A 22755-nucleotide genomic window follows, 5' to 3' on the forward strand; every position below is an offset into this window, starting at 1 on the left:
CTTAGCCGTTACGTGTCGCCATCCGGCGACGGAGGGGCCGCGCCCCGTCGCCCAGTCTTACGACTCGCCGGTCAATCCTGCCGCCGCGATCCCGGCCAACGCCGCCTCGGCGTCATTCTCTGACGTGTCGCCCGTCACGCCCATTGCCCCGATCACCAAGCCATCGTTATCGCGGATCAGCACGCCGCCGGGCACCGGGCAGGTCTGCCCGCCATAAATCCCGTTCACGGCGGCCATGAAATAACCCTGCGCCTCGGCGCGTGCCATCTGCGCCTTGCCGCCCATGCCGAGCATCACCGCGCCATAAGCTTTGGCGCGCGCGATCTCGAACCGCCCCGGTGCCGCGCCATCGGCGCGCGCAAAGGCCAGCACATGTCCGCCGCCATCCAAGACCACCGCCGAAAGCGGCTTCCAGCCAGCGCTTGCGCCAGTTTCCAAGGCCACATCAATCATCTTTTGAGCCTGCTCAAGGGCAATCATGCCTGTTCTTCCTTCTTCTGCGCGCGGCGCTGATGCAGCACCGGCTCGGTATAGCCCGAAGGCTGCACGGTACCCAGAAAACACAAATCGCACGCCGCCTGAAACGCGAACCCGTCATAGCCCGGGGCCATCGGCGTATAGCTTGGATCGCCTGCATTCTGGCCATCCACAATCGCGGCCATCTTGCGCAACGCCTCCATCACCTGAGGCTGATCGACCACGCCATGTTCCAGCCAGTTCGCAATCGCCTGACTGGAAATCCGGCAGGTCGCGCGGTCTTCCATGAGGCCGACATCGTGAATGTCGGGCACTTTGGAGCAGCCCACGCCCTGATCGACCCAGCGCACGACATAGCCCAGAATGCCTTGGGCGTTGTTCTCGATCTCGGCGGTAATTTCGGCCTCGGAATAGTTCTTGCCAGCCGCCAGCGGGATCGTCAGCAGATCGTCAAGACGGGCGGGGCGGTTCATCGCCACGATCTCGGCCTGACGCTTGGGCACGTCTACCTTGTGGTAATGCGTGGCGTGCAGCGTAGCGGCGGTGGGGCTTGGCACCCAAGCGCAATTTGCGCCCGCCAGCGGATGGGCGATCTTTTGCGCCAGCATATCGGCCATCCGGTCGGGCATCGCCCACATGCCCTTGCCGATCTGCGCACGCCCCGCAAGCCCGCAGGCCAGACCGATATCGACGTTGCGATCCTCGTAAGCCTCGATCCACGGCTGGTTTTTCATCTCGCCCTTGCGCAGCATCGGGCCGGCCTGCATCGAGGTGTGAATTTCATCTCCCGTGCGGTCCAGAAAACCGGTGTTGATAAAGGCCACCCGATGGCGCGCCGCGCGGATACATTCCTTGAGGTTGACCGAGGTGCGACGCTCTTCGTCCATGATGCCAAGTTTGACAGTATGGGCGGGCAGCCCTAGCACTTTTTCAACATTGTCGAAAATTTCGCAGGCGAATTCGACTTCTTTTGGTCCGTGCATTTTTGGTTTTACAACATAAACCGAATTTGTCACCGAATTGCGCGGGCCTTCGGTTTTCTTGAGATCATGCATCGCGCAAAGCGTGGTGATCATCGCATCCATCATCCCTTCGGGGGCCTCCGCGCCGTCGCGGGTCAGGATGGCCGGCGTGGTCATCAGATGCCCGACATTGCGCACCAACATCAGCGCACGCCCCTTAAGCGTGACCGGCTCTCCGCCTGCGCCCGTAAAGTGCAAATCGCCCTCAAGGCGGCGGGTAAAGACCTCGTCGCCCTTACGGACCTGCTCGCGCAGATCGCCCTTCATCAGGCCTAGCCAGTTGGAATAAGCCAACACCTTATCCTCGGCGTCGACACAGGCCACCGAGTCTTCGCAATCCATGATTGAACTGATCGCCGCCTCAAGGATCACATCGGCAATATCGGCCGGATCGGACTGCCCAACATCGGTGTCAGGGTCCAGCACGATGCAGATGTGCAAGCCGTTATGGGCCAGCAAAACCTGCGACAGCGCGCCCTCGGCATCGGAGTTGAAGCCGGCGAACTGGCCCGGATCGGCCAGCCCGGTCTCACCCACAGCGTTCTCGACGAAAAACACGCCGTTCTCGACGCGCAGCGCCGTCACATCCGCCCAAGAGCCGCCCGCAAGTGGCGCAGCCTCGTTCAAAAACGCCTTTGCGCGCTCTACCACGCGGGCGCCGCGCTTGGGGTCATAGCCCGGACCTACGGGCAGATCGCCCAACGCATCCGTGCCATAAAGCGCATCATAAAGGCTGCCCCAACGCGCGTTGGCAGCGTTAAGCGCATAGCGTGCATTGGTGATCGGCACGACAAGCTGGGGGCCGCAAACGCTGGCAAACTCGGGGTCCGTCACCGGGGTTTCGATAGTGAAATCAGGGCCTTCGGGAAGAAGATAGCCGATTTCGGTCAGAAAGGTCTTATAGGTCTCGAAATCAAATCCGGCGGCGCGGTGATGGGCGTGCCAATCATCCAGACTGGCCTGAATTTCATCGCGCGTTTTCAAAAGAGCTTGGTTTTTCGGGGCCAGATCGTGCAACAGCGCCCCAAACCCGTCCCAAAACGCCTTTGGCTCAATACCGGTGCCCGGCAGCGCCTGATCCTCAATAAAGGACGCCAATTCGACCGCGACTTTCAGTCCGGCACGTTCTACTCGTTGCGCCATGCGCTCCTCCTGATGTGTCTGAGCCATAAATGTGGCGGGATCGGGCGAGAGTCCAGAAATTTTCCACGACATAGGCGAAAATTGGTAACTAAAAATAACCAATTTTGCGTGATCGGTGGCGTAGAGGCGGTCTGCCCGCGAGATTTCGCCCTACTTTGCGGGCTGGATGGCGATTGCATGCCAGCGCGCGAGGGCTATAACCTTTTCTTGTTCTAAGCACTGGTTGCGTAACTTAAAATGGCCTTCTACCTGAGGCTCTATGCTGACGAATATCGGTTTCAATCCAGAGGAAATCATGACCCAGAACACCCTCACAAAGCGGCTGTCGGATTATCAACCCTATCCGTTCGAACTCGAGATGGTGCGGCTTGATTTCCGCCTTGATCCTGATGCGACGCAGGTGCGCGCGCGCATGGCGATGCGCCCGCTGCGTGCGGCTTCGGCACTGGAACTGGATGGCGAGGGGCTGGTGCTGCGCAAGATCGCGGTGGATGGCCGAGTGCTGGCGGCCAGTGAGTATACCCAAAGCGATACGGGGCTTGTGATCCACGCTGCGGCCTTGCCTGCGCAGACCTTTACGCTGGAAACCGAGGTCGAGATTGCGCCTGCCGCCAATACCGCGCTTGAGGGGCTGTATATGTCAAACGGCATGTATTGCACGCAATGCGAGGCGGAGGGCTTTCGCAAGATCACTTATTATCCCGACCGCCCCGATGTGATGGCGCGCTTTCATGTGACGGTTGCGGGAGATGCGCCGGTATTGTTGTCCAACGGCAATCCGGTCGCGCAGGAAACCGGCCGCGCCGAATGGGTCGATCCCTGGCCCAAGCCCGCCTATCTGTTCGCGTTGGTGGCGGGCGATCTGGTGGCCCATTCGGGATCGTTCACCACGATGTCGGGGCGCGAGGTTGCGCTCAATATCTGGGTGCGCAAGGGCGATGAGACCCGCTGCGCCTTTGCGCTAGAGGCGTTGAAACGCTCGATGACATGGGACGAGCAGGTTTACGGTCGCGAATACGACTTGGACATTTTCAACATTGTGGCCGTCGATGACTTCAATATGGGCGCGATGGAGAACAAAGGGTTGAACATTTTCAACTCTAAATGGGTTCTGGCCTCGCCCGAGACGGCGACCGATAGCGATTACGAGCGTATTGAGGGCATCATCGCGCATGAGTATTTTCACAACTGGACGGGCAACCGCATTACCTGTCGCGACTGGTTCCAGCTTTGCCTGAAAGAGGGGCTTACGGTTTATCGCGACCAAAGCTTTACCGCCGATATGCGGCTGGGACCGGTCAAGCGGATCGAGGATGTGAGCGCCCTGCGCGCGCGCCAGTTCCGTGAGGATCGTGGCCCGCTGTCGCATCCGCCGCGCCCCGATCACTATAAGGAAATCAACAACTTCTACACCGCGACCGTCTACGAAAAAGGTGCCGAGATCGTGGGCATGTTGCGCCAGCTTGTCGGGCCGCAGGGCTATCGCGATGCGCTGGATCTGTATTTTGAACGCCATGACGGGCAGGCTTGCACAATCGAGGATTGGCTGAAGGTGTTCGAGGACAGTTCCGGGCGTGACTTGCGCCAGTTCAAGCATTGGTACACGGATGCCGGAACGCCACGCCTGCAGGTGTCGGACGACTTTAAGGACGGCACATACACGCTTGAATTCACGCAAAAGACTGACCAAACGCCGGGGCAGGGCGACAAACCCGCACGCCATATCCCGATTGCGGTGGGGCTGTTGTCAGATACGGGCGCGGACCTGATCGAAACCAAGATCTTGGAGATGACCGAGCCGCGCCAAAGCTTTGTCTTTGAAGGGCTATCCCAGCGCCCCGTGCCCTCGATCCTGCGCGGGTTTTCCGCACCTGTCGTACTGGAGTTTGACACAGGCCATCCGCCCGATTCCGCGTTTTTGCTGGCCCATGACAGCGACCCGTTCAACCGCTGGGAAGCAGGGCGGCGTTTGGCGCTGCAAACCGTGGTGGCAATGGCGCAGGGCGGCGCGGCTGATCCGTCCTATGTTGCAGCGATTGGCGCGCTGATAAAGGATGGCGCGGCTGATCCGGCGTTTTGCGCGCTGTGTCTGGCTTTGCCCTCCGAAGATCAGATCGCGCAGGCGCTGCATGAGGCGGGAAAATCGCCCGATCCGGTCGCGATTCATCGTGCGCGTGAGGCGCTCGCGACGGCTTTGGCAAATGCACATGAAGACGCGTTGAGCGCGCTGTATGACGCGATGGCCGTATCTGGCCCTTATCGCCCTGATCCCGAACCGGCGGGGCAGCGCAGTTTGCGTCTGGCGGCGCTGGCGCTGCTGCGTCGCATTGATGGCGGTGCACGCGCGCAGGCGCTGTTTGATGCGGCCGACAATATGACAGAAAGCCTTGCAGCTTTGGGGCAGGTCGTGGCCGCGGGCGTGGGCGAGGCGGCCTTGGCGACGTTCCGGGATCGCTGGCAAGGCGACCGCTTGGTGATGGACAAATGGTTCGCGATCCAGTTGACCGCCAGCGCGCCCGATCAGGCGCTGTCACGCGCTGAAAAGCTTGTGCAAGATCCGCTGTTTGATTGGAAAAATCCCAACCGGTTCCGCTCTTTGATGTCAGGCTTTGCGGCCAATCATGCGGGTTTCCATCGCGTTGACGGGGCGGGCTATCGGTTTTACGCTGACTGGCTGCTGCGCCTTGATCCGCTGAACCCGCAGGTGGCGGCACGGATGTCGACCGCGTTTGAAACCTGGGCGCGCTATGATCTGACGCGGCAATCGCTGATGCGCGCCGAGTTGGCCCGGATCGCGCAGACCGAAGGGCTGAGCCGCGATCTTTCGGAAATGAGTGCGCGAATGCTGGGCTAGGCCTGCGACCTCCGAGACATTAAAAAACGCGCCCGAGGGATTCCACGGGCGCGTTTTTTATATCTTTCGCAATGCGTTAGTTGCTTTGCGAGGCCCCGGCATCTTTCGGGTAGCCGGTGCCCAGAACCACGCCGTCCACCGTCTCTCCGTAGAAATCTGCACTGCTTTTGTGCCATTTCTTATCGGCCTCTTGCAGCGAGATCCCGTCGGTCTGACGCGGGTCTTTCGGGCGGGGTTTGCTGTCGATAAAGGCGGCCACATCCCATGCGTCCTGCACGCTCAGCTTGCCGGGTTGCGAGAGCGGCATGTTGTGCTGAATAAACGCGGCGGCAGAGCTGACCTTGTGCATCCCGGCCCCCCAGTTGAAGCTGTGCGGCCCCCAAAGCGGCGGGAAGATCTGCTTGCCGTTCGCATCGGTCTGCCCCATGCCGTCATCGCCATGACAGACCGCGCAATTGGCGGCAAAGACCTCTGCGCCCCGCTCGCGCGAGGGGTCTTTGGCGGGCTTGTCGATCTTGCCAAAGCCTGCGCCTTCGGGTTGAACTCCGATTGGCAAGCCTTTGGACATCCAGAAGAAATACGCTTGCAAATCGCGATACACGTCCGAGCCATAGGGCGGCGGACCACCCGAGGGCGAGCCTTGCGCGTTCATCGAATAGGTGAAGCAGCCGTGGATGCGATCCTCCATGGTGTTCACCATTTTATTCTTGCCGCGATACTTCGGATAGACCGGATAGGCCGCCCACATCGGCGCGGAATAGGCCTGCCGCCCGGCATCAAGGTGGCAGTTCGAGCAGCTCAGATCATTGCCGACAAACTCATGCGCATTGGTGCCGGTTTGATTGAAAATCGCCATGCCGCGCCGCACCGAGGCACCGAAGTCATCATTGGGAATGGTGCGTTCATCGGGCGGGGTGAACAGGTCGGTTTTCTCGCCTTTCACCTGCGCCACGGGGGCGGATTTTTGCCCCGTTAACCAGCTTGGGGCCCAGCCGAAATCTACCACGAGCGAGCCCAGAACCACCAGCGCCAGCCCGCCGCTGATCGCATAGATGGCGCGCAGCGCGGTTTGGCCGCGCTCGGCATTATCGGGGCCGGGGGGCGGAATGTCAGAGGGGTGCTTATTGGCCATTCGAGGTCTCCTTGGTGGTGGCGCTCACGGCCAGCGCGAGTTTGGCATTTGCCGCCGCCGGGGGCAGCGAGGCGAGGTAGTCTGCGACCGCGCGCCGGTCGGCATCGCTTAGTGATTTGCCGATCCCCGCCATCAGGCCAAGCGGCGAGTTGTGGCGCGAGCCGCCCTGCCACATCGCCAGTTGATGCGCGATATAGGCGGGTTGCTGGGCGGCCAGACCGGGGAACTTGTCGCCCACGCCAATGCCCGAGGGGCCGTGGCAGGTAAAGCAGGCGGGGACATTTTTGGTCCAGTCTCCTTCAAGCGCGATTTTCTCGCCGCGCGCCAGATCGCCTTCCAGGGAGGGGCGGGCGCCTGAAGGGCTGCTCATTGCGCCGTAGTAGTTCGCCAACTCGATGATTTGTTTGTCGCTCAGGGATTTGACGACGTAATCCATCGAGTCGTTGATGCGCGTGCCTTCTTTGAAGTCATGCAACTGCTTGGCAAGATAGGCGGGGGCCAGCCCGGCCAGACGCGGAATGGTTTGCGTGCCTTCGCCCTTGTCGCCGTGACAGCTTGCGCAGGACCAGATTTCGTTCGTGCCGTGCATTGCCAGCGCGGCTGTCGCAGCGGCATCGGGGCTTGGTGCGGGGGCGGTTTCGCTAGCGGGTTGCGCGGGCAGGCCATTGATCAGACCCGCCAGACCCGAGCCGCCATCCCACGGGTTTAGATCCGCGCTGGCGGTGCGAATTTCAGCCACCTGAGCGGGGGTAACCGTGCTTTTGAGACCGTTCAGATCGCTTGCGACGAAATTGGCAATCGAGGCGATATCCTTGTCATCAAGCACCGAAGCGAAGCTGGGCATCTCGCCGTCGTAATTCGCCTTGTCCACGATCAGCGGCCCGCCAATGCCGCGCATCACGATATGGGTGATGGCACTGGCTCCGCCTGCTTTGACCACGTCCGAGGCATGCAGCGGCGGGATCGCATCGGCCACCCCTTCGCCCGCATCGCCATGACAGCTTGCGCAATTATCGGCAAACAGCGCCTTGCCGGCATCGGGTTTCGGCTCGGCTTTAACCGGAGTGGTGGCGGCGACCTCTTGATCGCTCATCGACGCGCGTTCCTTGTCGCCGATCTTGGTGGAATAGCTCATTTGCACCAGCATCACGACGCCCCAGATCGCCAGAGCAATCGCGATCCAGTAGACCGGCATCGGAATGCGGCGGGGTTCTTCGTAAGGCTCGAATGTTTCATCCGGGAGCCTTGGGTCTTGCTTGTTTTTATCGGTCATCACTCGTCTCCCTTGGCTCACTTACTGGCCTTGGCGGCGTCGTTATTGTGCTGCTGCGCGGCCATCAGCTCATAGCCGTCATCGCGCAAACCATCTGTTGGCGGGGCGTAGTCATGCTTCATGCCTTGCAGATAGCTCACCAGATCCAGCGCATCCTGCTTGGCCACGATCACACCCGTTTTCGGGGCATAAGCCGGGGGCAGTTTGACCACGACATCGCCGGGATCGGCCTTGGCTTTATGGGCGAACAGGTAGGGGTAGGCGGGCATGATCGACCAGCTTGCGATGGCGCGCGGCTGATAGAGATGGGTCAACTGCCAGCCCTGCGAGGGCAGGCGGTCGCCGATATTCATCAGGTCCGGCCCGGTGCGCATCGTGCCCAGTTGGTGGGGCGTGTCATAGGCGTAATCGCCCGAAACCGAGGCCCGACCCCAGCCGCGTTCGCCGTCCGGTGCTTGCGCCTCGTCACGAGGTTGCTGGCTGTGGCAGTAAAGACAGCCCATCGACACATAAACCGCCCGCCCGCGCGCCTCGGCTACGGTGTAGGGTTTGAGGCCGGGAGATGCCCCGCTCTTGGCAATCTGCATACCCGGGATGATCACCAGCAACAGCGTGGCGAAAGACAGGATGGCCAGCGATACGATGACTAATGGAAGATAGCGGTTCATTGGGCAGCCACCATTTTTTCGGTTTCAAGGTCACGCGTGCGCTTGGAGAAAGCGAGCGCGATCAGGTTCACAGCCAGCAGGATATGGCCCAGCGTCATCAACCCGCCGCCCAGCGAGCGCCCCTCAAGATAGGGTTTCAAAAGCGTCACGCTATCGGCAAAGGGTTTGGACGCATCCAGCATCGCCAGCCCTTGCAGCACGCCGCCAATGGTGAGCGAGAAGAAGTAGACCGCAAAGCCCACCACCACGAGCCAGAAATGCCACGCAATCAAACGCGGGAAGGGGAAATACTTGCCCGTCGCGCGCGGCACGATCTGATAGATTGCGCCAAACAGCACGAGGCTGACAAAGGCGTAGGCCCCCAGATGCGCGTGCCCGATCGTGTATTGCGTGAAGTGGGTGATCGTGTTGACCGAGCGCAGCGCCTCGATCGAACCTTGGAACGAGGCCAGCGTATACATCACCGCGCCAAAGCTGATGAAGCGCAGCGGCATCGACGCCTTGAGCGCCCACAGGTTGCGCGCCACCGTGACGTGCTGGTTGATCGCCACCGCGATCACGGGCACGAACATCATGATCGAATGCACCACCGACAGCGTCACCAACCATGTCGGGATCGGCCCGCCGATCAGGTGGTGGATGCCGACTTGGGAATAAAACAGCGCCAGGGCCCAGAACCCCACCAGCGAAACCGCGTAGGAATAGATCGGTTTGCCGATAATCTTCGGGATGAAGTAGTAAGCCGTGCCCACGCCCAGCGGCGTCAGCCACAGGCCCAGCACGTTATGGGCAAACCACCAGTTCATCGTGGCTTGCTCGACGCCCCAGTGCAGGCCGGGGATATTGGCGATGATGAACAGCATCGGGAACCACAGCACGGCGGCGAGGAAATACCAGCCCGAGACGTAGATGTGATGCACTTCGCGCGCGCGTGTCGTCGCGATGAGCGGGGCGACGAAACAGGCGGCCCCAATGGCCAGCGCAATGTCGATCTGCCACGGGATTTCCAGCCATTCCAGCCCGTCCGTCCAGCCATTTGCGATCGCCAGCACACCGGCAGCTACGCCGATATTCCAGATCAGCGTTCCTAGATTGACCAGCCAGCCCAGCCGCAGCGGCGTGTGAAAGATGCGCGGAATGATCCAGAAGATCGCCGCCAGCCCCGCTTGGCTTGACCAGCCATAGATGACCGAGTTCAGGTGCACCGTGCGCATCCGCCCAAAGGTCATATGCGCCGAGCCGCTCATCAGGTCGGGCAGGTGCAGTTCCAGCGAGGCCGCAAGCCCGTGAATCGAGCCATAGATCAGCCAGAACACCCCCATCCCGATCAGCCACATGACCGGACCCGAGGACGATTTGTCGATACCGCTGCGCGCCGTGTCGAAATGGTGCGGGCGCGCGGGACTGTCGATCTCGGCACCCTCACCGGGTTCAAAAATCGAACGGGCGTCGTCCTGATCGGGGGTGTGGACCTGCTTGTTGGCGATGGCCCAGATCAATGCCGTCAGCGCCAGAAGCGAGACGATAAAGCTGAGCGCAAGCAACAGGCCGAGCGTGGGGGTTATTTGCATGGGCTGGCTCCGGTGTCAGACGTGGCTCGGGCGCGGTCGGCTGGAAAATATTTTCGCGTCATTGTCCTGCTCTCCTTGGCCCGGTTGGCGGTTCAAATTTTTCCGAGCTGCACAAGCAATCATGATCCTCGTCCCTATGGTAACATTCAGATATTTGCAGATGTCGGGGAGTTTCCCACCCTGCGATGGGCTTGGATCAAGATATTGCGGCGGCTGAGCGCAACTCAATAACAGGTATTGTGACGCGTTCACGGTGATGCGACTACTCCCCCTCACGCATTGATGATCGTTGTTGATCGGCGCCTTTGTTGAAATTGACTGTGCGAATATGAACGGCGAGCGCAGCGCGTTGTTTTACGAACTGAAACCATGGCTTGGCGGCTTGGCGCAGGCATGCCACTTCTAACGAAAACGCAACATTCACGTGAGAATGCGCTCACTTTACGCGTGAGGAAACTTGATGCCATGTCATATGACATGCGCCGAAGCGGCGTTTGTTGTGTAGGCGCGCCTTGGCATTGCGAACGCCGCGCAGTGAACGCCCCGATTTCGGAAATGATTCGGCGATTTCACCAATAGCGGAGCTTGCACCTTGGCCCTTGCCAAGCGGAACGCAAAGCGCCATCGCAATGCCGCGACCCCTGCGAAAAAATGCGGTTATATTATAGATACGCGATGTGCGAGTGAGGATTTTATGACGCAAGAGATCGAGAACGCTCCGCTTGAGACGCCTGCCACCGTGGCGCCTCCCTTTGCCCGGCTGCAACGCTGGGCCGAGCATCCGGTCATCAAGCTGGGTCTGCCCTTGCTGGTGCTGGGCGTAGCGATTTTCGTGCTGCATAAGCTGGCGGGCGATGTCAGCCCGAAAAGGGTCGTGGCCGATATTTCCGCGGCCAGTCCCAAGGCGCTGCTGCTGGCACTGGGCGCGACCACGCTGAGTTATCTGGCGATTGCGTTTTACGATGTGATCTCGCTGGGCGCGGTTGCGCCGGGGATCGTGGCCCCGCGCGTGGCCTATCTGGTGGGCGGCGCGGGCTATGCGATCTCGAACCTGCTGGGCGTGTCTTATCTGACGGGGGGCGCGGTGCGCCTGCGCACCTATGTGGCTGCGGGCGTACCGTTTCATCGCGCCGCCCTCGCGCTTGGCACCTCGTGGAGCGGGTTCTGGACCGGGCTTGTCGCGCTGCTTGGCCTGTTGATGATGTTTCACCCCAAGGGCCTGTCGGCGGTGCTGCCGATTGCGCCGGGGCTTGAGACGGCCACGGGCGTTGCGCTGATCGTGGGGCTGGGCGCGGTGATGGCGTTCTTGGGGCGGCGCGCGCGTCATGTGCGTTGGCGCGGGATCGAGGCCGATCTGCCGCGCGCCTCCACCGCCAGCTTGTTGATGCTGGCGGGCATGGCCGATCTGCTGTTTGCCTCGCTCACGCTTTGGGTGCTGCTACCGCCCGATCTGGGGGGCAATTACGCCTATTTCTTTGTGATCTTCATGGCCGCAATCGGGCTTGGTATTGCCAGCCATTCCCCCGGCGGCCTTGGCGTGTTCGAGGCCACGGTGATCGCGGGGCTTGGGACGGGCGCACGCCCTGACCTGCTGGCCGCACTGGTGCTGTATCGCGTGGTTTACACGCTTTATCCCTTTGCAATTGCCACGCTGGGCTTGGCGGCGGGCTGGCTTTGGGCGCAGCGTCACCGTCTTGATCACGCCGCCGATCTGGCGCTGGCGATCATGGGGCCGCTGGTCCCGCCCTTGGCGGCGGGTGTGGCGTTGGTGTCGGGCGTTTTGCTGATGCTGTCGGGCTCGGTCCCGGCCGAAGGCTCGCGGCTTGATCTGCTGCGTGATGTGTTGCCGCTGCCGGTGGTCGAGTTCTCGCATCTCACCGCCAGCGTGACGGGGGTGATGCTGATCGTGCTGGCGCGGGGGCTGTATCAACGTCTGACGCGGGCTTGGGTGATGGCGCTGATCTTGCTGAGCGTCGGGATCGTGGCCTCGCTCGTGAAGGGGCTGGAATGGGAGCAGGCGCTGACCATCGCGATCTCGGGTGGGCTGCTGATCCTGTTTCGCCAAGCCTTCTACCGGGTGCAGGATGCCTCGGTGTTTCGCCTTGATCTGCGCTGGTTCGTGTCGGTCACAGCCCTTGTCGCAGCGATCACATGGATCGGGTTTTTCGCCTATAAACATGTCGAATATCGCGACACACTGTGGTGGCAATTTGCGTGGAAAGGCGATGCTTCGCGGTTCTTGCGTGCCACGGTGGGCGCGTCGGTCGTGCTGGCGATCATCGCGCTCGGCTCAATCCTGAGCGCGCGCAAACGCCTGCGTCCGCGTCAGGAAATCCCCCAAGCCGTCCGCGATATTCTGGCGCAATCGGATGACGCCGAGGCGCAACTGACCCTGATGGGCGACAAAGAGGTGCTGCTGGATCCTGAAAACCGCGCCTTTATCGCCTATGCCGATACGGGGCGGGCGCTGATTGCGCGCGCTGATCCGGTGGGCGAGGAGGAGGCCGCGATCTCGTTGATCTGGGCCTTGCGTGAAAAGGCTGATCGCAGCGGGCGGCTCTGTGCGTTTTACGGGGTTTCGCCACGCTTTTTGCCCACCTTCCTTGATATGGGCCTGTCGATTGTGAAAATCGGAGAGACCGCGCGCATTGACCTTGAGACGTTCTCGCTTGACGGCCCGAAAAAGAAAAATTTCCGCTATGCGTTAAGCAAAGGCCCGCGTGACGGGTTCAAGTTTGAGGTCATCCCCGCCGCGCAGGTGCCCGCGCATCTGCCCGAGCTGCGCGCAATTTCCGATGCGTGGCTCGCGCAAAAACAAGGCGAGGAGAAAAGCTTTGCGCTGGGCGCGTTCACCGATGATTACATCGTCAATTTCGACTGCGCGGTGCTGCGCGATCCGGACGGAAAAATCGTGGCCTTTGCCAACCTCTTAAAGGGCAACGGGCGTGAGTTATGCGTCGATTTGATGCGCTATGATGCGGGCTGTCCGGGCTATGGCATGAACCAGCTTTTCAGCGAGATGATCCTTTGGGCGCAGGCGGGCGGCTTCAAATGGTTCCGCCTTGGCAATGCGCCGTTTTCGGGGATTGAACGTCACCGCCTGGCCTCGGTCTGGAACCGGCTGGGCGGGTTCTTGTATGAACATGGCGAGCGGCTTTACAGCTTTGAGGGGCTGCGCAGTTTCAAGGAAAGATGGGACCCGGTCTGGTCGCCTCATTACCTTGCCAGCCCCGGCGGCTTGGCCGTTCCGCGTGTCCTTTACGAGGTAAACGTGCTGATCTCGGGCGGGGTGCGCGGGTTGGTGCGCCGCGAAGGCAAGGAGAAGGGCTGATGATCCCCAATTTCAAAGACCACGCCGCCAATGAGCGCACCTTTCTGGCGTGGCTGCGCACGGCCATTGCGATTGTGGGCGTCGGGCTGACGGCGGCCAAGCTGACGGGAACAAGCGTGCCGCTCTGGTCTGATCTGGCGATGATCGGGACGGGCGGCGTGGTTGTGGTGCTGGCCTTCATCCGCATGCATCTTTTGCGCCGCCGCATTGACGCTGATGAAGAGCTGGATCAGCTCAGTCGCAACTGGCCCGATGTGGTGTTGGTGGCGCTGGTCATTTCGATGATCGTGCTCACGGGAATATTCGTGATCCATGTTCTGTGAGGTCTTGAACTTGTGTGCCCGCGCTGCCTTGATGGCGCCAAATCACGGAGGATAGGCGATGAAACTGCTACGTTTTGGCCCTAAGGGTGACGAGAAACCGGGACTGCTGGATGATCAGGGCGTGATGCGCGACCTGTCGGGGCAGGTGGCGGATATCGGCGGCGCGGTGCTAAGCGATGACGGGCTGGCAGCGATTGGCTCGCTTGATCCGGTTGAGCTGCCAGTCGTGCCCGCAGGCACACGTCTGGGCACCCCGATTGCAGGCACGGGCAAGATGATTTGCATCGGCCTGAACTACGCCGATCACGCCGCCGAGTCGGGGTCAAAAGTGCCAGACGAGCCGCTGATTTTCATGAAAGCCACCTCGGCGATCCAAGGCCCGAACGACCCTATCGTGCTTCCGCGCGGGGCGGAAAAGCTGGATTGGGAAATCGAGCTGGGCATCGTCATCGGCACGGCGGCGAAATATGTCAGCGAGGCGGACGCGCTGAAGCACGTTGCAGGCTTTGTGCTGGCCAATGATGTCTCTGAGCGCAGCTATCAAAAAGACCGTACCGGTCAATGGACCAAGGGCAAAAGCTGTGACAGCTTTGGCCCGCTTGGACCGTGGCTTGTGACGCGCGATCAGGTGGCTGATCCGCAAAACCTGTCGATGAAACTCAGCGTTAATGGCGAGGTGATGCAGGACGGCTCCACTGCGACAATGGTGTTTGGCGTGGCCAAGCTGGTGAGCTATCTGTCGCAGTTCATGACGCTGCATCCGGGCGATGTGATCTCAACAGGCACCCCGCCAGGCGTCGCAATGGGCATGCCTACCCCGCGCTTCCTGCGCCCCGGTGATGTGGTCGAGTTGGAGATTGAGGGTTTGGGCCAGCAACGCGCCGAGGTTGTGGCTGATACCTGAGAAAGCGGGGGGCGCTGCCCCCAACGGTCAAAGCCCGACGGCTTTGACCGTCTCCCCCGGGATATTTTGATCAAGAGGAAGGGCAGGGCGTGCAACTTGCGGCCCTGCCCACACCAATTCCTATCACTTCCGCGTAACGCTCCCTTGTGGCGCGCAGCCCAACACGATAGCTTCAAGGTAACTTGAAATCGGAGGGCGTTACTATGGCGCCCAGGCGTCCCCGGTCGGCGGGCGCGCTCCCGAAAACGGCACGCTCCGGTAAATCCGGAAAGCCGCCATTGGTCGAGCAGTCCGCGGCCCAGACCGCCGAGGCGGGGGAGCTTTATGCTGCCCTTGATCTTGGCACCAACAGTTGCCGGATGCTGATCGCCCGACCCATGGGCGCGCAGTTTCAGGTCGTGGACAGCTTTTCAAAGGCGGTCCAGCTAGGCCAAGGTCTTGAAACTTATGGCCGTTTGTCGCGCAACTCGATGGCGCGCACGGTGCAAGCTTTGCAAATTTGTCGCCGCAAGATCGACTCGCATGGTGTCAAACGGATGCGGCTTGTCGCGACCGAGGCCTGTCGGCGTGCCAAGAATGCGCGCGATTTCATGCGCTATGTGCGCCGCGAAACCGGTCTGCCGCTGGAAATCATCGCCGCCGAGGAAGAGGCGCAACTGGCCGTCATTTCCTGCGCCTCGCTGGTCAGTCCGAAATCCGAACAGGTGCTGGTCGTCGATATTGGCGGTGGCTCGACCGAGCTGGTCTGGATCGACCTTGAAGATGTGCCGCCGGGCGATCGCGCGCGCGCGATTATGCGGTTGGGGCAGGGGTTTAACCAACCTGACGGACCCATTCCGGCCGCGCGCGTGGTCGATTGGATCTCGGTGCCGCTGGGGGTGGCGACGTTGAAAGATCAGTTCGCGGACGTTGAAGATGACGCCGCGCGCTTTGCGCTAATGAGCTGGTTCTTTGAAGAAAAGCTGGCCGATTTCACGCCTTACGCCTCAGGCAGTCCGCAAGAGGGCTTTCAGATCATCGGCACAAGCGGCACGGTGACGACGGTTGCGGCCTGTCATCTTGGGCTCAAGCGCTATGATCGCAATCGCGTTGATGGTTTGATGATGAACTCGGCGCAGATTGATGCGGTGATCCGCTCGTTCCTGACGCTGGGACCGGCGGGGCGGCGCGCTGATCCGCGAATCGGGCGTGACCGTCATACGCTGATCATGTCGGGGGCGGCTATCTTGCAGGCCTTGATGCGGGTCTGGCCGACCGATCAGTTGAGTGTTGCGGATCGCGGTCTGCGTGAAGGTCTGTTATACGCGCAGATGGCCGGGGACGGCGTGTTGGAAGAGATGGAATAATGGCAAAGACTCCGAGTGGCAAAAATACCTCCGGGCGCGGCGAGCGCGATCTGCGCGTGCGCGTGAAAACCGCCAAGGGGCGCAAGCTGTCCTCGACGCTGTGGCTGGAACGCCAGCTAAACGACCCTTATGTCGTGCGTGCCAAGAAAGAGGGCTATCGCGGTCGCGCCGCCTATAAGATCTTGGAACTGGACGAGAAATATCGCTTCCTCGTGCCCGGCGCGCGGGTGGTCGATCTGGGCTGTGCGCCCGGTGGCTGGCTGCAGGTCGCGGTCAAGCGGGTCAATGCGTTGGGCGAGAAATCGGGCAAGCGCGTGGGCACGGTGCTGGGCGTCGATCTGCAAGAGGTCGATCATGTGCCGGGCGCGGAATTCCACCAGCTTGATTTCCTCGACGAGGGTGCGGATGACAAGGTCAAGGGCTGGCTTGGTGGCAAGGCCGATGTGGTGATGTCGGATATGGCGGCCTCCAGTTCGGGCCATCAAAACACCGACCACTTGCGCATTATCATCCTGTGTGAGGCGGCGGCCGAGTTTGCCTTTGACGTTTTGGAACCGGGCGGCACTTTTGTTGCAAAAGTGCTAGCCGGAGGGGCCGAACAGGGGCTTTTGACCACGCTAAAGAAGAATTTTGACAAGGTTGCAAATGTGAAGCCGCCTGCGTCGCGCTCTAACAGTTCCGAGAAATTTGTCGTCGCTCAAGGCTTTCGCGGGCGTCGTCATGAGGGTGCGCAAGCAGGGGACGCTGACGAATAAACCCGTCAGCGAAGATCCGCGCGCAATCCCGTCTGTCTCGGTTCTGAGACAGGTGCGCCCCTTAATCAAGCTGAATTCGCATTGTGAAAGGTCCGAATCGGGCTAACCTTACCGCTTGTACTTGCGCAAGAGGGGAGGCTTTCGCATGTCGCGACATCATGTATCGCAACGTCATCACGCCGACATCGTGCGTGAAGTCGTCTCCTCGCCCAAATCGGCGGGGCGCGCGGGCTTTGCCGCCAGTTGGCGCCGCTCGCTGATCCATCACAAAATCGACCCGGCGGCGATGCCCCATGACGCGCGCCTGACCGACGCCGAGATGCGTGCGCGCCGCGAAGCCTCGGGGCTGTTGCTGCAAATCGCGGCTCCGGTGTTGGACCGTCTGGCGCGCGCGGCCTGCGATGCGGGTTGCACGGTTTTGCTGTCGGACGCGGGTGGTCTGATCTTGGATGAGCGCGTGCATGCCGGTGATGTGGGTGCGTTTCATTCCTCGAACCTTGCGCCCGGTCTGGATTGGTCCGAGGGCGCGCAGGGCACCAATGGGATCGGCACCTGTCTGGCCGAGGGGCGCGCGGTCACGGTCTGGCGTGATCAGCATTTTCTGTCGGGTAATACCGGGCTGACCTGCATGGGCGCGCCGGTTTTTGGCGCGCAGGGCGATCTGGCTGGGGTGATTGACGTCAGCTCCGCGCGTGAGGATATGACCGAGGGCTATGCGAGCCTTGTCGCGCTGACCGCCCAAGACGCCGCGCAACGCATCGAGGGCGATCTGTTCCGCGCCGCTTTCCAAGGCGCGCGGATCCTGTCGGCGGGGCCGGGCGAGAACGCGGCGCAAGGGGTGATGCTGCTGGCGCTGGATCGCGATGATCTGGTGGTGGGTGCCACGCGGGCTGCGCGCAAATATCTGGGCATTTCGCCCGAGCAGATCGGCGCGACGCCTGCCAATGACCTGATCGGGCAGGGCGTGCGCGGTGGTCTGCAAGAGGCCCAGCGTGCCGCGATGGCGCGGGCTTTGGCGCGCAACGGTGGCAACGTATCAGCAGCGGCGCGCGATCTGGGGATTGGACGGGCGACATTTTATCGCAAGGCCAAGGCGCTGGAACTGGGCGTGTAGCGCCGCCCGGGGTTTCCCGGACGGCATTGGGCGTCAGCCAAGGCTGACCAGCGCGTGGCGTTTCTTGCCCGCAGACAGTTTCACCGGGCTTGCCAGATCGGCGGCGGTGAACATCCGGCCCGCGTCATTGCAGCTCTCGTCATTCACCTTCAACGCGCCTTCTGCGATCAGCCGCTTGCCATCCTTGCCCGTTTTCGCAAGGCCCGAGCGCACCACCAGTTGCGCCAGCGAAATGCCTTCGCCCAACTCGTCCGCGCTGAGCGTCAGGGTGGGCAGGTCATCGCCCACGCCGCCCTTTTCAAACACTTCACGCGCGGTGGCCTCGGCAGCCGTGGCAGCAGCGCGGCCGTGGCACAGGGCAGTGACCTCATTGGCGAGGATAATCTTGGCGTCGTTGATTTCAGACCCTTCCAGCGCGCCAAGGCGATCGCATTCCGCAACAGGCAATTCAGTATACAGTTTCAGGAATCGCCCGACATCGGCATCGGTCGTGTTGCGCCAGAATTGCCAGAATTCGTAAGGGCTTAGCATGTCCTCATTGAGCCAGATCGCACCCGACTGGCTTTTGCCCATTTTCTTGCCATCCGAGGTGGTCAGCAGCGGCGAGGTCAGGCCGAAAATCTCATGGTCCAGCACCCGACGCGTCAGGTCGATCCCGTTGACGATATTGCCCCATTGATCGGACCCGCCCATCTGCAACAGACAGCCGTAGCGGCGGTTGAGTTCAAGAAAATCATAGGCTTGCAGGATCATGTAGTTGAATTCAAGGAAGCTGAGCGATTGCTCGCGATCCAGCCGCGATTTCACCGACTCAAAAGATAGCATCCGGTTGACCGAGAAATGCCGCCCGATATCGCGCAGGAAATCGAGGTAGTTCAGCCCGTCCAGCCATTCCGCATTATTCAGCATCAGCGCGTCGCTCGGCCCGTCGCCATAGCTGAGATATTTCGCGAAAACCTGCTTCATCCCCGCGATATTGGCGTCAATCTGCGCAGGCGTCAGCAGCGGGCGCTCATCGGCACGGAAAGAGGGATCGCCCACCTTGGTGGTGCCCCCGCCCATCAGCGTGATCGGCTTGTGTCCGGATTTTTGCAACCAGCGCAGCATCATGACGTTGAGCAGATGCCCGACATGCAGCGAGCTCGCCGTTGCGTCATAGCCGATATAGGTCGGCACGACCCCTTTGACCATAGCCTCGTCAAGCCCCTGATAATCGGTGCAATCGGCGAGAAAGCCGCGCTCCATCATCACACGCATGAAGTCTGATTTGGGATGGTAGGTCATCGTGCTTGTTCCTTTCCTGACAGCGTGCGTATATCGGGGAGGGCGGCGAGAGGGAAGCCATGTTGAAACCGGGTCCGGTCTGGGCGGCAGGTACGATGTCGGGAACGTCACTGGACGGCGTGGATGCCGCGCTGGTGTTAAGTGATGGCGAGCAGATTTTTGACTTTGGCCGATCCGAGTATCGCCCATATTCCGACAGCGAACGTCACGTTTTGCATGCCGCTTTGGGGTGTTGGCCGGATGATGAGGGCGTTGATGCGGCCGCAGAAGTGGTCGAAACCGCCCATGCCGAAATTCTGTCAGGCTTCAGCGAAGCAAGCCTGATCGGCTTTCACGGCCAGACCTTGGCGCATGACCCCGATGGTCGCCACGGCCTGCGCCGCACGCATCAGGCGGGCGATGGCTCGGTTCTGGCCGAGGTGCTGGGGCGTCCGGTGGTTTGGGATTTCCGCTCAACCGATGTCGAGATGGGCGGGCAGGGCGCGCCGCTTGCGCCATTCTTCCATTTCGCCTGCGCGAAATATGCGGGTCTGACGGGGCCTGTGGTGTTTCTCAATCTGGGCGGGGTGGGCAATGTGACGTGGGTCGATCCGCGCCAACCGGGGCCGGAAGTGCCCGGCGCGGTGCTGGCCTTTGACACCGGCCCCGCTAATGCACCGATCAATGATCTGATGCGGATGCGGCGCAAGCTGGATCAGGATGAGGGCGGCGCGCTGGCGCTGGAAGGGCGCGTGGATGAGGCGGTCTTGCAAGGCTTTCTCAACCACCCCTATTTCCTGCGCATGCCGCCCAAGTCACTGGATCGCAATGATTTTCACGACATGCTTTCGCGCGTTTCCGAGTTGAGTGATGCAGATGCCGCCGCCACCCTGACCGCCTGCGCCGCTGCCTCAGTTGTGCGGGGCGGTGAGCATTATCCGGTCCCGCCCGAGGCGATCTATGTCACCGGCGGCGGGCGGCTGAACGCGGCGCTGATGGTGGCGTTGCAATCGCGCATGAATATCCCCGTGCAGCCGATTGAGGATATCGGCTTGGATGGCGATATGCTGGAAGCGCAGGCGTTTGCCTATCTGGCGGTGCGCGTGGCGCGGGGCTTGCCGACCTCGGGGCCATCGACCACCGGGGTCGGGGCGTTGATCGGGGGCGGCAAGATTTCCCGACCGGGGTAAAAAAGAAACCCGCCAGAGGCGGGTGCCTCCGGCGGGAGTATTTTCGGGCTAGATGAAATCCTTATTTCAGGATCGAACGGCCCGCGTATTCTGCGGTCTCGCCCAGCATTTCCTCGATGCGGATCAGCTGGTTGTATTTCGCCAACCGGTCCGAGCGCGCCAGCGAGCCGGTCTTGATCTGCCCGCAATTGGTGGCCACGGCCAGATCGGCGATGGTGCTATCTTCGGTCTCGCCCGAGCGATGGCTCATGACGTTGGTGAAGCCCGCGCGGTGGGCCATATCGACGGCTTGCAGCGTTTCGGTCAGAGTGCCGATCTGGTTCACTTTGACCAGCAGCGAGTTGGCGATGCCGTCCTCGATGCCGCGTGCAAGGCGCGCCGGGTTGGTCACGAAAATATCGTCGCCTACCAGTTGCACCTTGTCGCCCAGACGCTCGGTCAGCAACTTCCAACCTTCCCAGTCATCCTCTGCCATTCCGTCTTCGATCGAGATGATCGGATAAGCGTTCAGAAGTTTTTCGAGATAGTCGACATTCTCGGCGGCGCTGAGGCTCAGGCCTTCGCCCTTCATCTCGTATTTGCCGTTCTTGTAATACTCGGTCGAGGCACAATCCATCGCAAGATAGATATCCTCGCCCGGTTTATAGCCCGCTTTCTCGATGGATTTCAGGATCAGATCGAGCGCCGCCGTGGTCGAGCTAAGCTCGGGCGCAAAGCCGCCCTCATCGCCAAGCCCGGTGTTCAGGCCAGCCGCGCTGAGTTCTTTTTTAAGCGTGTGGAACACTTCCGAGCCCATGCGCACTGCGTCGCGGATATTGCCCGCGCCGACCGGCATAATCATGAATTCCTGCACGTCGATCGGGTTGTCGGCATGTTCGCCGCCATTGATGATGTTCATCATCGGAACCGGCAAGACGCGCGCCGAGGTGCCGCCCACATAGCGGTAAAGCGGCAGGGTCGAATAATCTGCCGCAGCCTTGGCAACCGCCAGCGAGACGCCGAGGATCGCGTTTGCACCCAGACGGCCCTTGTTGTCGGTGCCGTCAAGTTCGATCATCGCACGGTCGATTTCGACCTGCTCGGTGGCATCTTCGCCCACCAGCGCCTCGGCGATCTCGCCATTGACGGCCATCACCGCCTCAAGAACGCCCTTGCCGAAATAGCGGTCCTTGTCGCCGTCGCGGCGCTCATGCGCCTCATGCGCGCCCGTCGAGGCCCCCGAGGGCACAGCGGCGCGCCCCATTGTGCCATCTTCGAGGATCACATCGACCTCGATCGTGGGATTGCCCCGGCTGTCCAGAATTTCGCGGGCGTGAATGTCGATGATGGTGCTCATATCGCTCCCCTTATGGGTAAATTAAGGCTGAGAAACCTATAGACCGCTGCGGGGCGGGCGAAAAGGGCAGGCGGTATGAAATTTGCGTGGCGCCTATCTGCGGCGCAACCGGGCTTGGCGCCACAGCGTATAAAGCCCCGATCCCACGATCACCGCTCCGCCGATCAGGGTCCAGCGATCTGGCGGCTCGGAGAACACGCTCCAGCCGATGATCACCGCGAAAATCAGGCGCGAATAGCGAAACGGGGTGATCACCGAGACCTCACCGATCCGCATCGCGAGGATCAGCGCGTAATAGCCAAGCGGCCCGACGATCAGCGCGCCTGCGATCATCGCCCATTCGGCCGTGCTTGGCATCAGCATCGGCGCGGGGCTGAACATCTGAATCACCGCGCCTGCGGGCACCACCACGCCAAAACCATAGGTCGCAAGCTGCATCGAGGTGATCGCGCGGGGCACTTTGCGCGTCGCCAGATCGCGCGCGGCCAATCCCACCACCGCCACAACGGGCAACAGGGAAAGCAGCGAGAACCCCTCGGTGCCGGGGCGGATCACGATCATCACGCCTAGAAAGCCAACCCAGATCGCCGACCAGCGTCGCCAGCCTACCGCCTCGCCAAAGAACAGCGCAGCCCCCAAGGTGACGGCCAGCGGCGTGGCCTGCAAAATCGCCGACGCCTGCGCGAGGGGGGTGAAAATCACCGCCGCGACGAAACACACCGTGCCAAGGATCTCGCCGCCATTGCGCAGTAGGACCGACCCCGCCAGCAGATCGCGCGATATCAGTCGGTCGCGCCGCGACAGCGCGATCGCGCCAAACAGGGACGCGCCGCCAAAGCCGAGCAGCATGAGCACCTCGCCCACAGGCAGACGCTCGCCCATTGCCTTGACGAACATGTCTTCCAGCGCAAAGCCCGCCATTGCGGCGACCATCAGCAAACTGCCTTGGAAATTTTCGCGGCTCAGGTCCATGCGGCTCTCGGAAAACGGGAATGTATCGCAGCCTTATCGGGGCGCGCGATGCGGGGCAAGGGGCGGCTAGATTGGCTGGGC

At 61.4% G+C, this 22755-nt stretch carries 17 protein-coding genes; 8 read left to right on the plus strand and 9 right to left on the minus strand.

Features of this window, described 5'->3' with window-relative positions; all coding sequences use genetic code 11:
• Nucleotides 1–57: 57 nt before the first annotated feature.
• The gene (locus DT23_RS07320) at nucleotides 58–480 is read right to left on the minus strand and encodes a GlcG/HbpS family heme-binding protein (RefSeq protein ID WP_038129891.1); all 423 of its coding nucleotides are present in this window, start codon (nucleotides 478–480) and stop codon (nucleotides 58–60) included.
• Complete coding sequence (locus DT23_RS07325; protein ID WP_038129895.1) at nucleotides 477–2642, minus strand: malate synthase G; 2166 nt, start codon at nucleotides 2640–2642, stop codon at nucleotides 477–479. Before DT23_RS07325 ends, DT23_RS07320 begins: the two co-directional genes overlap by 4 nt.
• Nucleotides 2643–2937: 295 nt before the next feature.
• Here DT23_RS07325 and pepN point away from each other — a divergent pair, with 295 nt between their 5' ends.
• Complete coding sequence (gene pepN, locus DT23_RS07330; RefSeq protein WP_038130018.1) at nucleotides 2938–5496, plus strand: aminopeptidase N; 2559 nt, start codon at nucleotides 2938–2940, stop codon at nucleotides 5494–5496.
• Nucleotides 5497–5572: 76 nt separating this feature from the next.
• Here the strand turns inward: pepN and DT23_RS07335 are convergent, their stop codons facing one another.
• From DT23_RS07335 to DT23_RS07350, 4 genes are read right to left on the minus strand one after another with little or no spacing between them, the layout of a single operon-like run.
• Entirely contained in the window at nucleotides 5573–6628 is a 1056-nt protein-coding gene (locus DT23_RS07335; protein ID WP_051697107.1) for a c-type cytochrome, read from the minus strand.
• Nucleotides 6618–7901, minus strand: coding sequence for a c-type cytochrome (locus DT23_RS18475; RefSeq protein WP_051697108.1), 1284 nt, complete (start codon nucleotides 7899–7901; stop codon nucleotides 6618–6620). The genes DT23_RS07335 and DT23_RS18475 overlap by 11 nt, the downstream gene beginning before the upstream one ends.
• 17 nt (nucleotides 7902–7918) lie before the next feature.
• Nucleotides 7919–8569 carry a cbb3-type cytochrome c oxidase subunit II gene (locus DT23_RS07345; protein ID WP_051697109.1) on the minus strand — a complete coding sequence of 217 codons (651 nt, stop codon included), beginning with the start codon at nucleotides 8567–8569 and terminating at the stop codon, nucleotides 7919–7921.
• Nucleotides 8566–10140 (minus strand): cbb3-type cytochrome c oxidase subunit I, encoded by a 1575-nt coding sequence (locus tag DT23_RS07350; protein WP_051697110.1) that lies wholly within the window; start codon nucleotides 10138–10140, stop codon nucleotides 8566–8568. The genes DT23_RS07345 and DT23_RS07350 overlap by 4 nt, the downstream gene beginning before the upstream one ends.
• A gap of 694 nt (nucleotides 10141–10834) precedes the next feature.
• Here DT23_RS07350 and mprF point away from each other — a divergent pair.
• From mprF to DT23_RS07385, 6 genes are all read left to right on the plus strand, one after another.
• Nucleotides 10835–13471 carry a bifunctional lysylphosphatidylglycerol flippase/synthetase MprF gene (mprF, locus tag DT23_RS07360; RefSeq protein ID WP_081846982.1) on the plus strand — a complete coding sequence of 879 codons (2637 nt, stop codon included), beginning with the start codon at nucleotides 10835–10837 and terminating at the stop codon, nucleotides 13469–13471.
• Nucleotides 13471–13794, plus strand: a complete 324-nt coding sequence (locus tag DT23_RS07365; RefSeq protein WP_038129902.1) for a YidH family protein — start codon at nucleotides 13471–13473, stop codon at nucleotides 13792–13794. The genes mprF and DT23_RS07365 overlap by 1 nt, the downstream gene beginning before the upstream one ends.
• Nucleotides 13795–13852: 58 nt before the next feature.
• On the plus strand, nucleotides 13853–14698 hold the full coding sequence (locus DT23_RS07370) for a fumarylacetoacetate hydrolase family protein (RefSeq protein ID WP_038129905.1): 846 nt from the start codon (nucleotides 13853–13855) through the stop codon (nucleotides 14696–14698).
• A 203-nt stretch (nucleotides 14699–14901) separates the two neighbouring features.
• Complete coding sequence (locus DT23_RS07375; RefSeq protein ID WP_038129906.1) at nucleotides 14902–16044, plus strand: Ppx/GppA phosphatase family protein; 1143 nt, start codon at nucleotides 14902–14904, stop codon at nucleotides 16042–16044.
• Nucleotides 16044–16799, plus strand: a complete 756-nt coding sequence (locus tag DT23_RS07380; RefSeq protein WP_038129910.1) for an RlmE family RNA methyltransferase — start codon at nucleotides 16044–16046, stop codon at nucleotides 16797–16799. The genes DT23_RS07375 and DT23_RS07380 overlap by 1 nt, the downstream gene beginning before the upstream one ends.
• Before the next feature lie 145 nt (nucleotides 16800–16944).
• Nucleotides 16945–17913, plus strand: a complete 969-nt coding sequence (locus DT23_RS07385) for a GAF domain-containing protein (protein ID WP_038129912.1) — start codon at nucleotides 16945–16947, stop codon at nucleotides 17911–17913.
• A 33-nt stretch (nucleotides 17914–17946) separates the two neighbouring features.
• Here the strand turns inward: DT23_RS07385 and tyrS are convergent, their stop codons facing one another.
• Complete coding sequence (tyrS, locus tag DT23_RS07390; protein WP_038129914.1) at nucleotides 17947–19197, minus strand: tyrosine--tRNA ligase; 1251 nt, start codon at nucleotides 19195–19197, stop codon at nucleotides 17947–17949.
• Between the two features lie 59 nt (nucleotides 19198–19256).
• Here tyrS and DT23_RS07395 point away from each other — a divergent pair, with 59 nt between their 5' ends.
• On the plus strand, nucleotides 19257–20366 hold the full coding sequence (locus DT23_RS07395; RefSeq protein WP_038129917.1) for an anhydro-N-acetylmuramic acid kinase: 1110 nt from the start codon (nucleotides 19257–19259) through the stop codon (nucleotides 20364–20366).
• A 61-nt stretch (nucleotides 20367–20427) separates the two neighbouring features.
• On the opposite strand, the gene eno is transcribed toward DT23_RS07395, so the two are convergent.
• Entirely contained in the window at nucleotides 20428–21702 is a 1275-nt protein-coding gene (gene eno / locus DT23_RS07400) for a phosphopyruvate hydratase (RefSeq protein WP_038129921.1), read from the minus strand.
• A gap of 93 nt (nucleotides 21703–21795) precedes the next feature.
• Nucleotides 21796–22674, minus strand: coding sequence for a DMT family transporter (locus tag DT23_RS07405; RefSeq protein ID WP_038129923.1), 879 nt, complete (start codon nucleotides 22672–22674; stop codon nucleotides 21796–21798).
• Between the last annotated feature and the right edge of the window lie 81 nt (nucleotides 22675–22755).

The organism is Thioclava indica (genome assembly GCF_000714545.1).
GTDB lineage: Bacteria > Pseudomonadota > Alphaproteobacteria > Rhodobacterales > Rhodobacteraceae > Thioclava > Thioclava indica.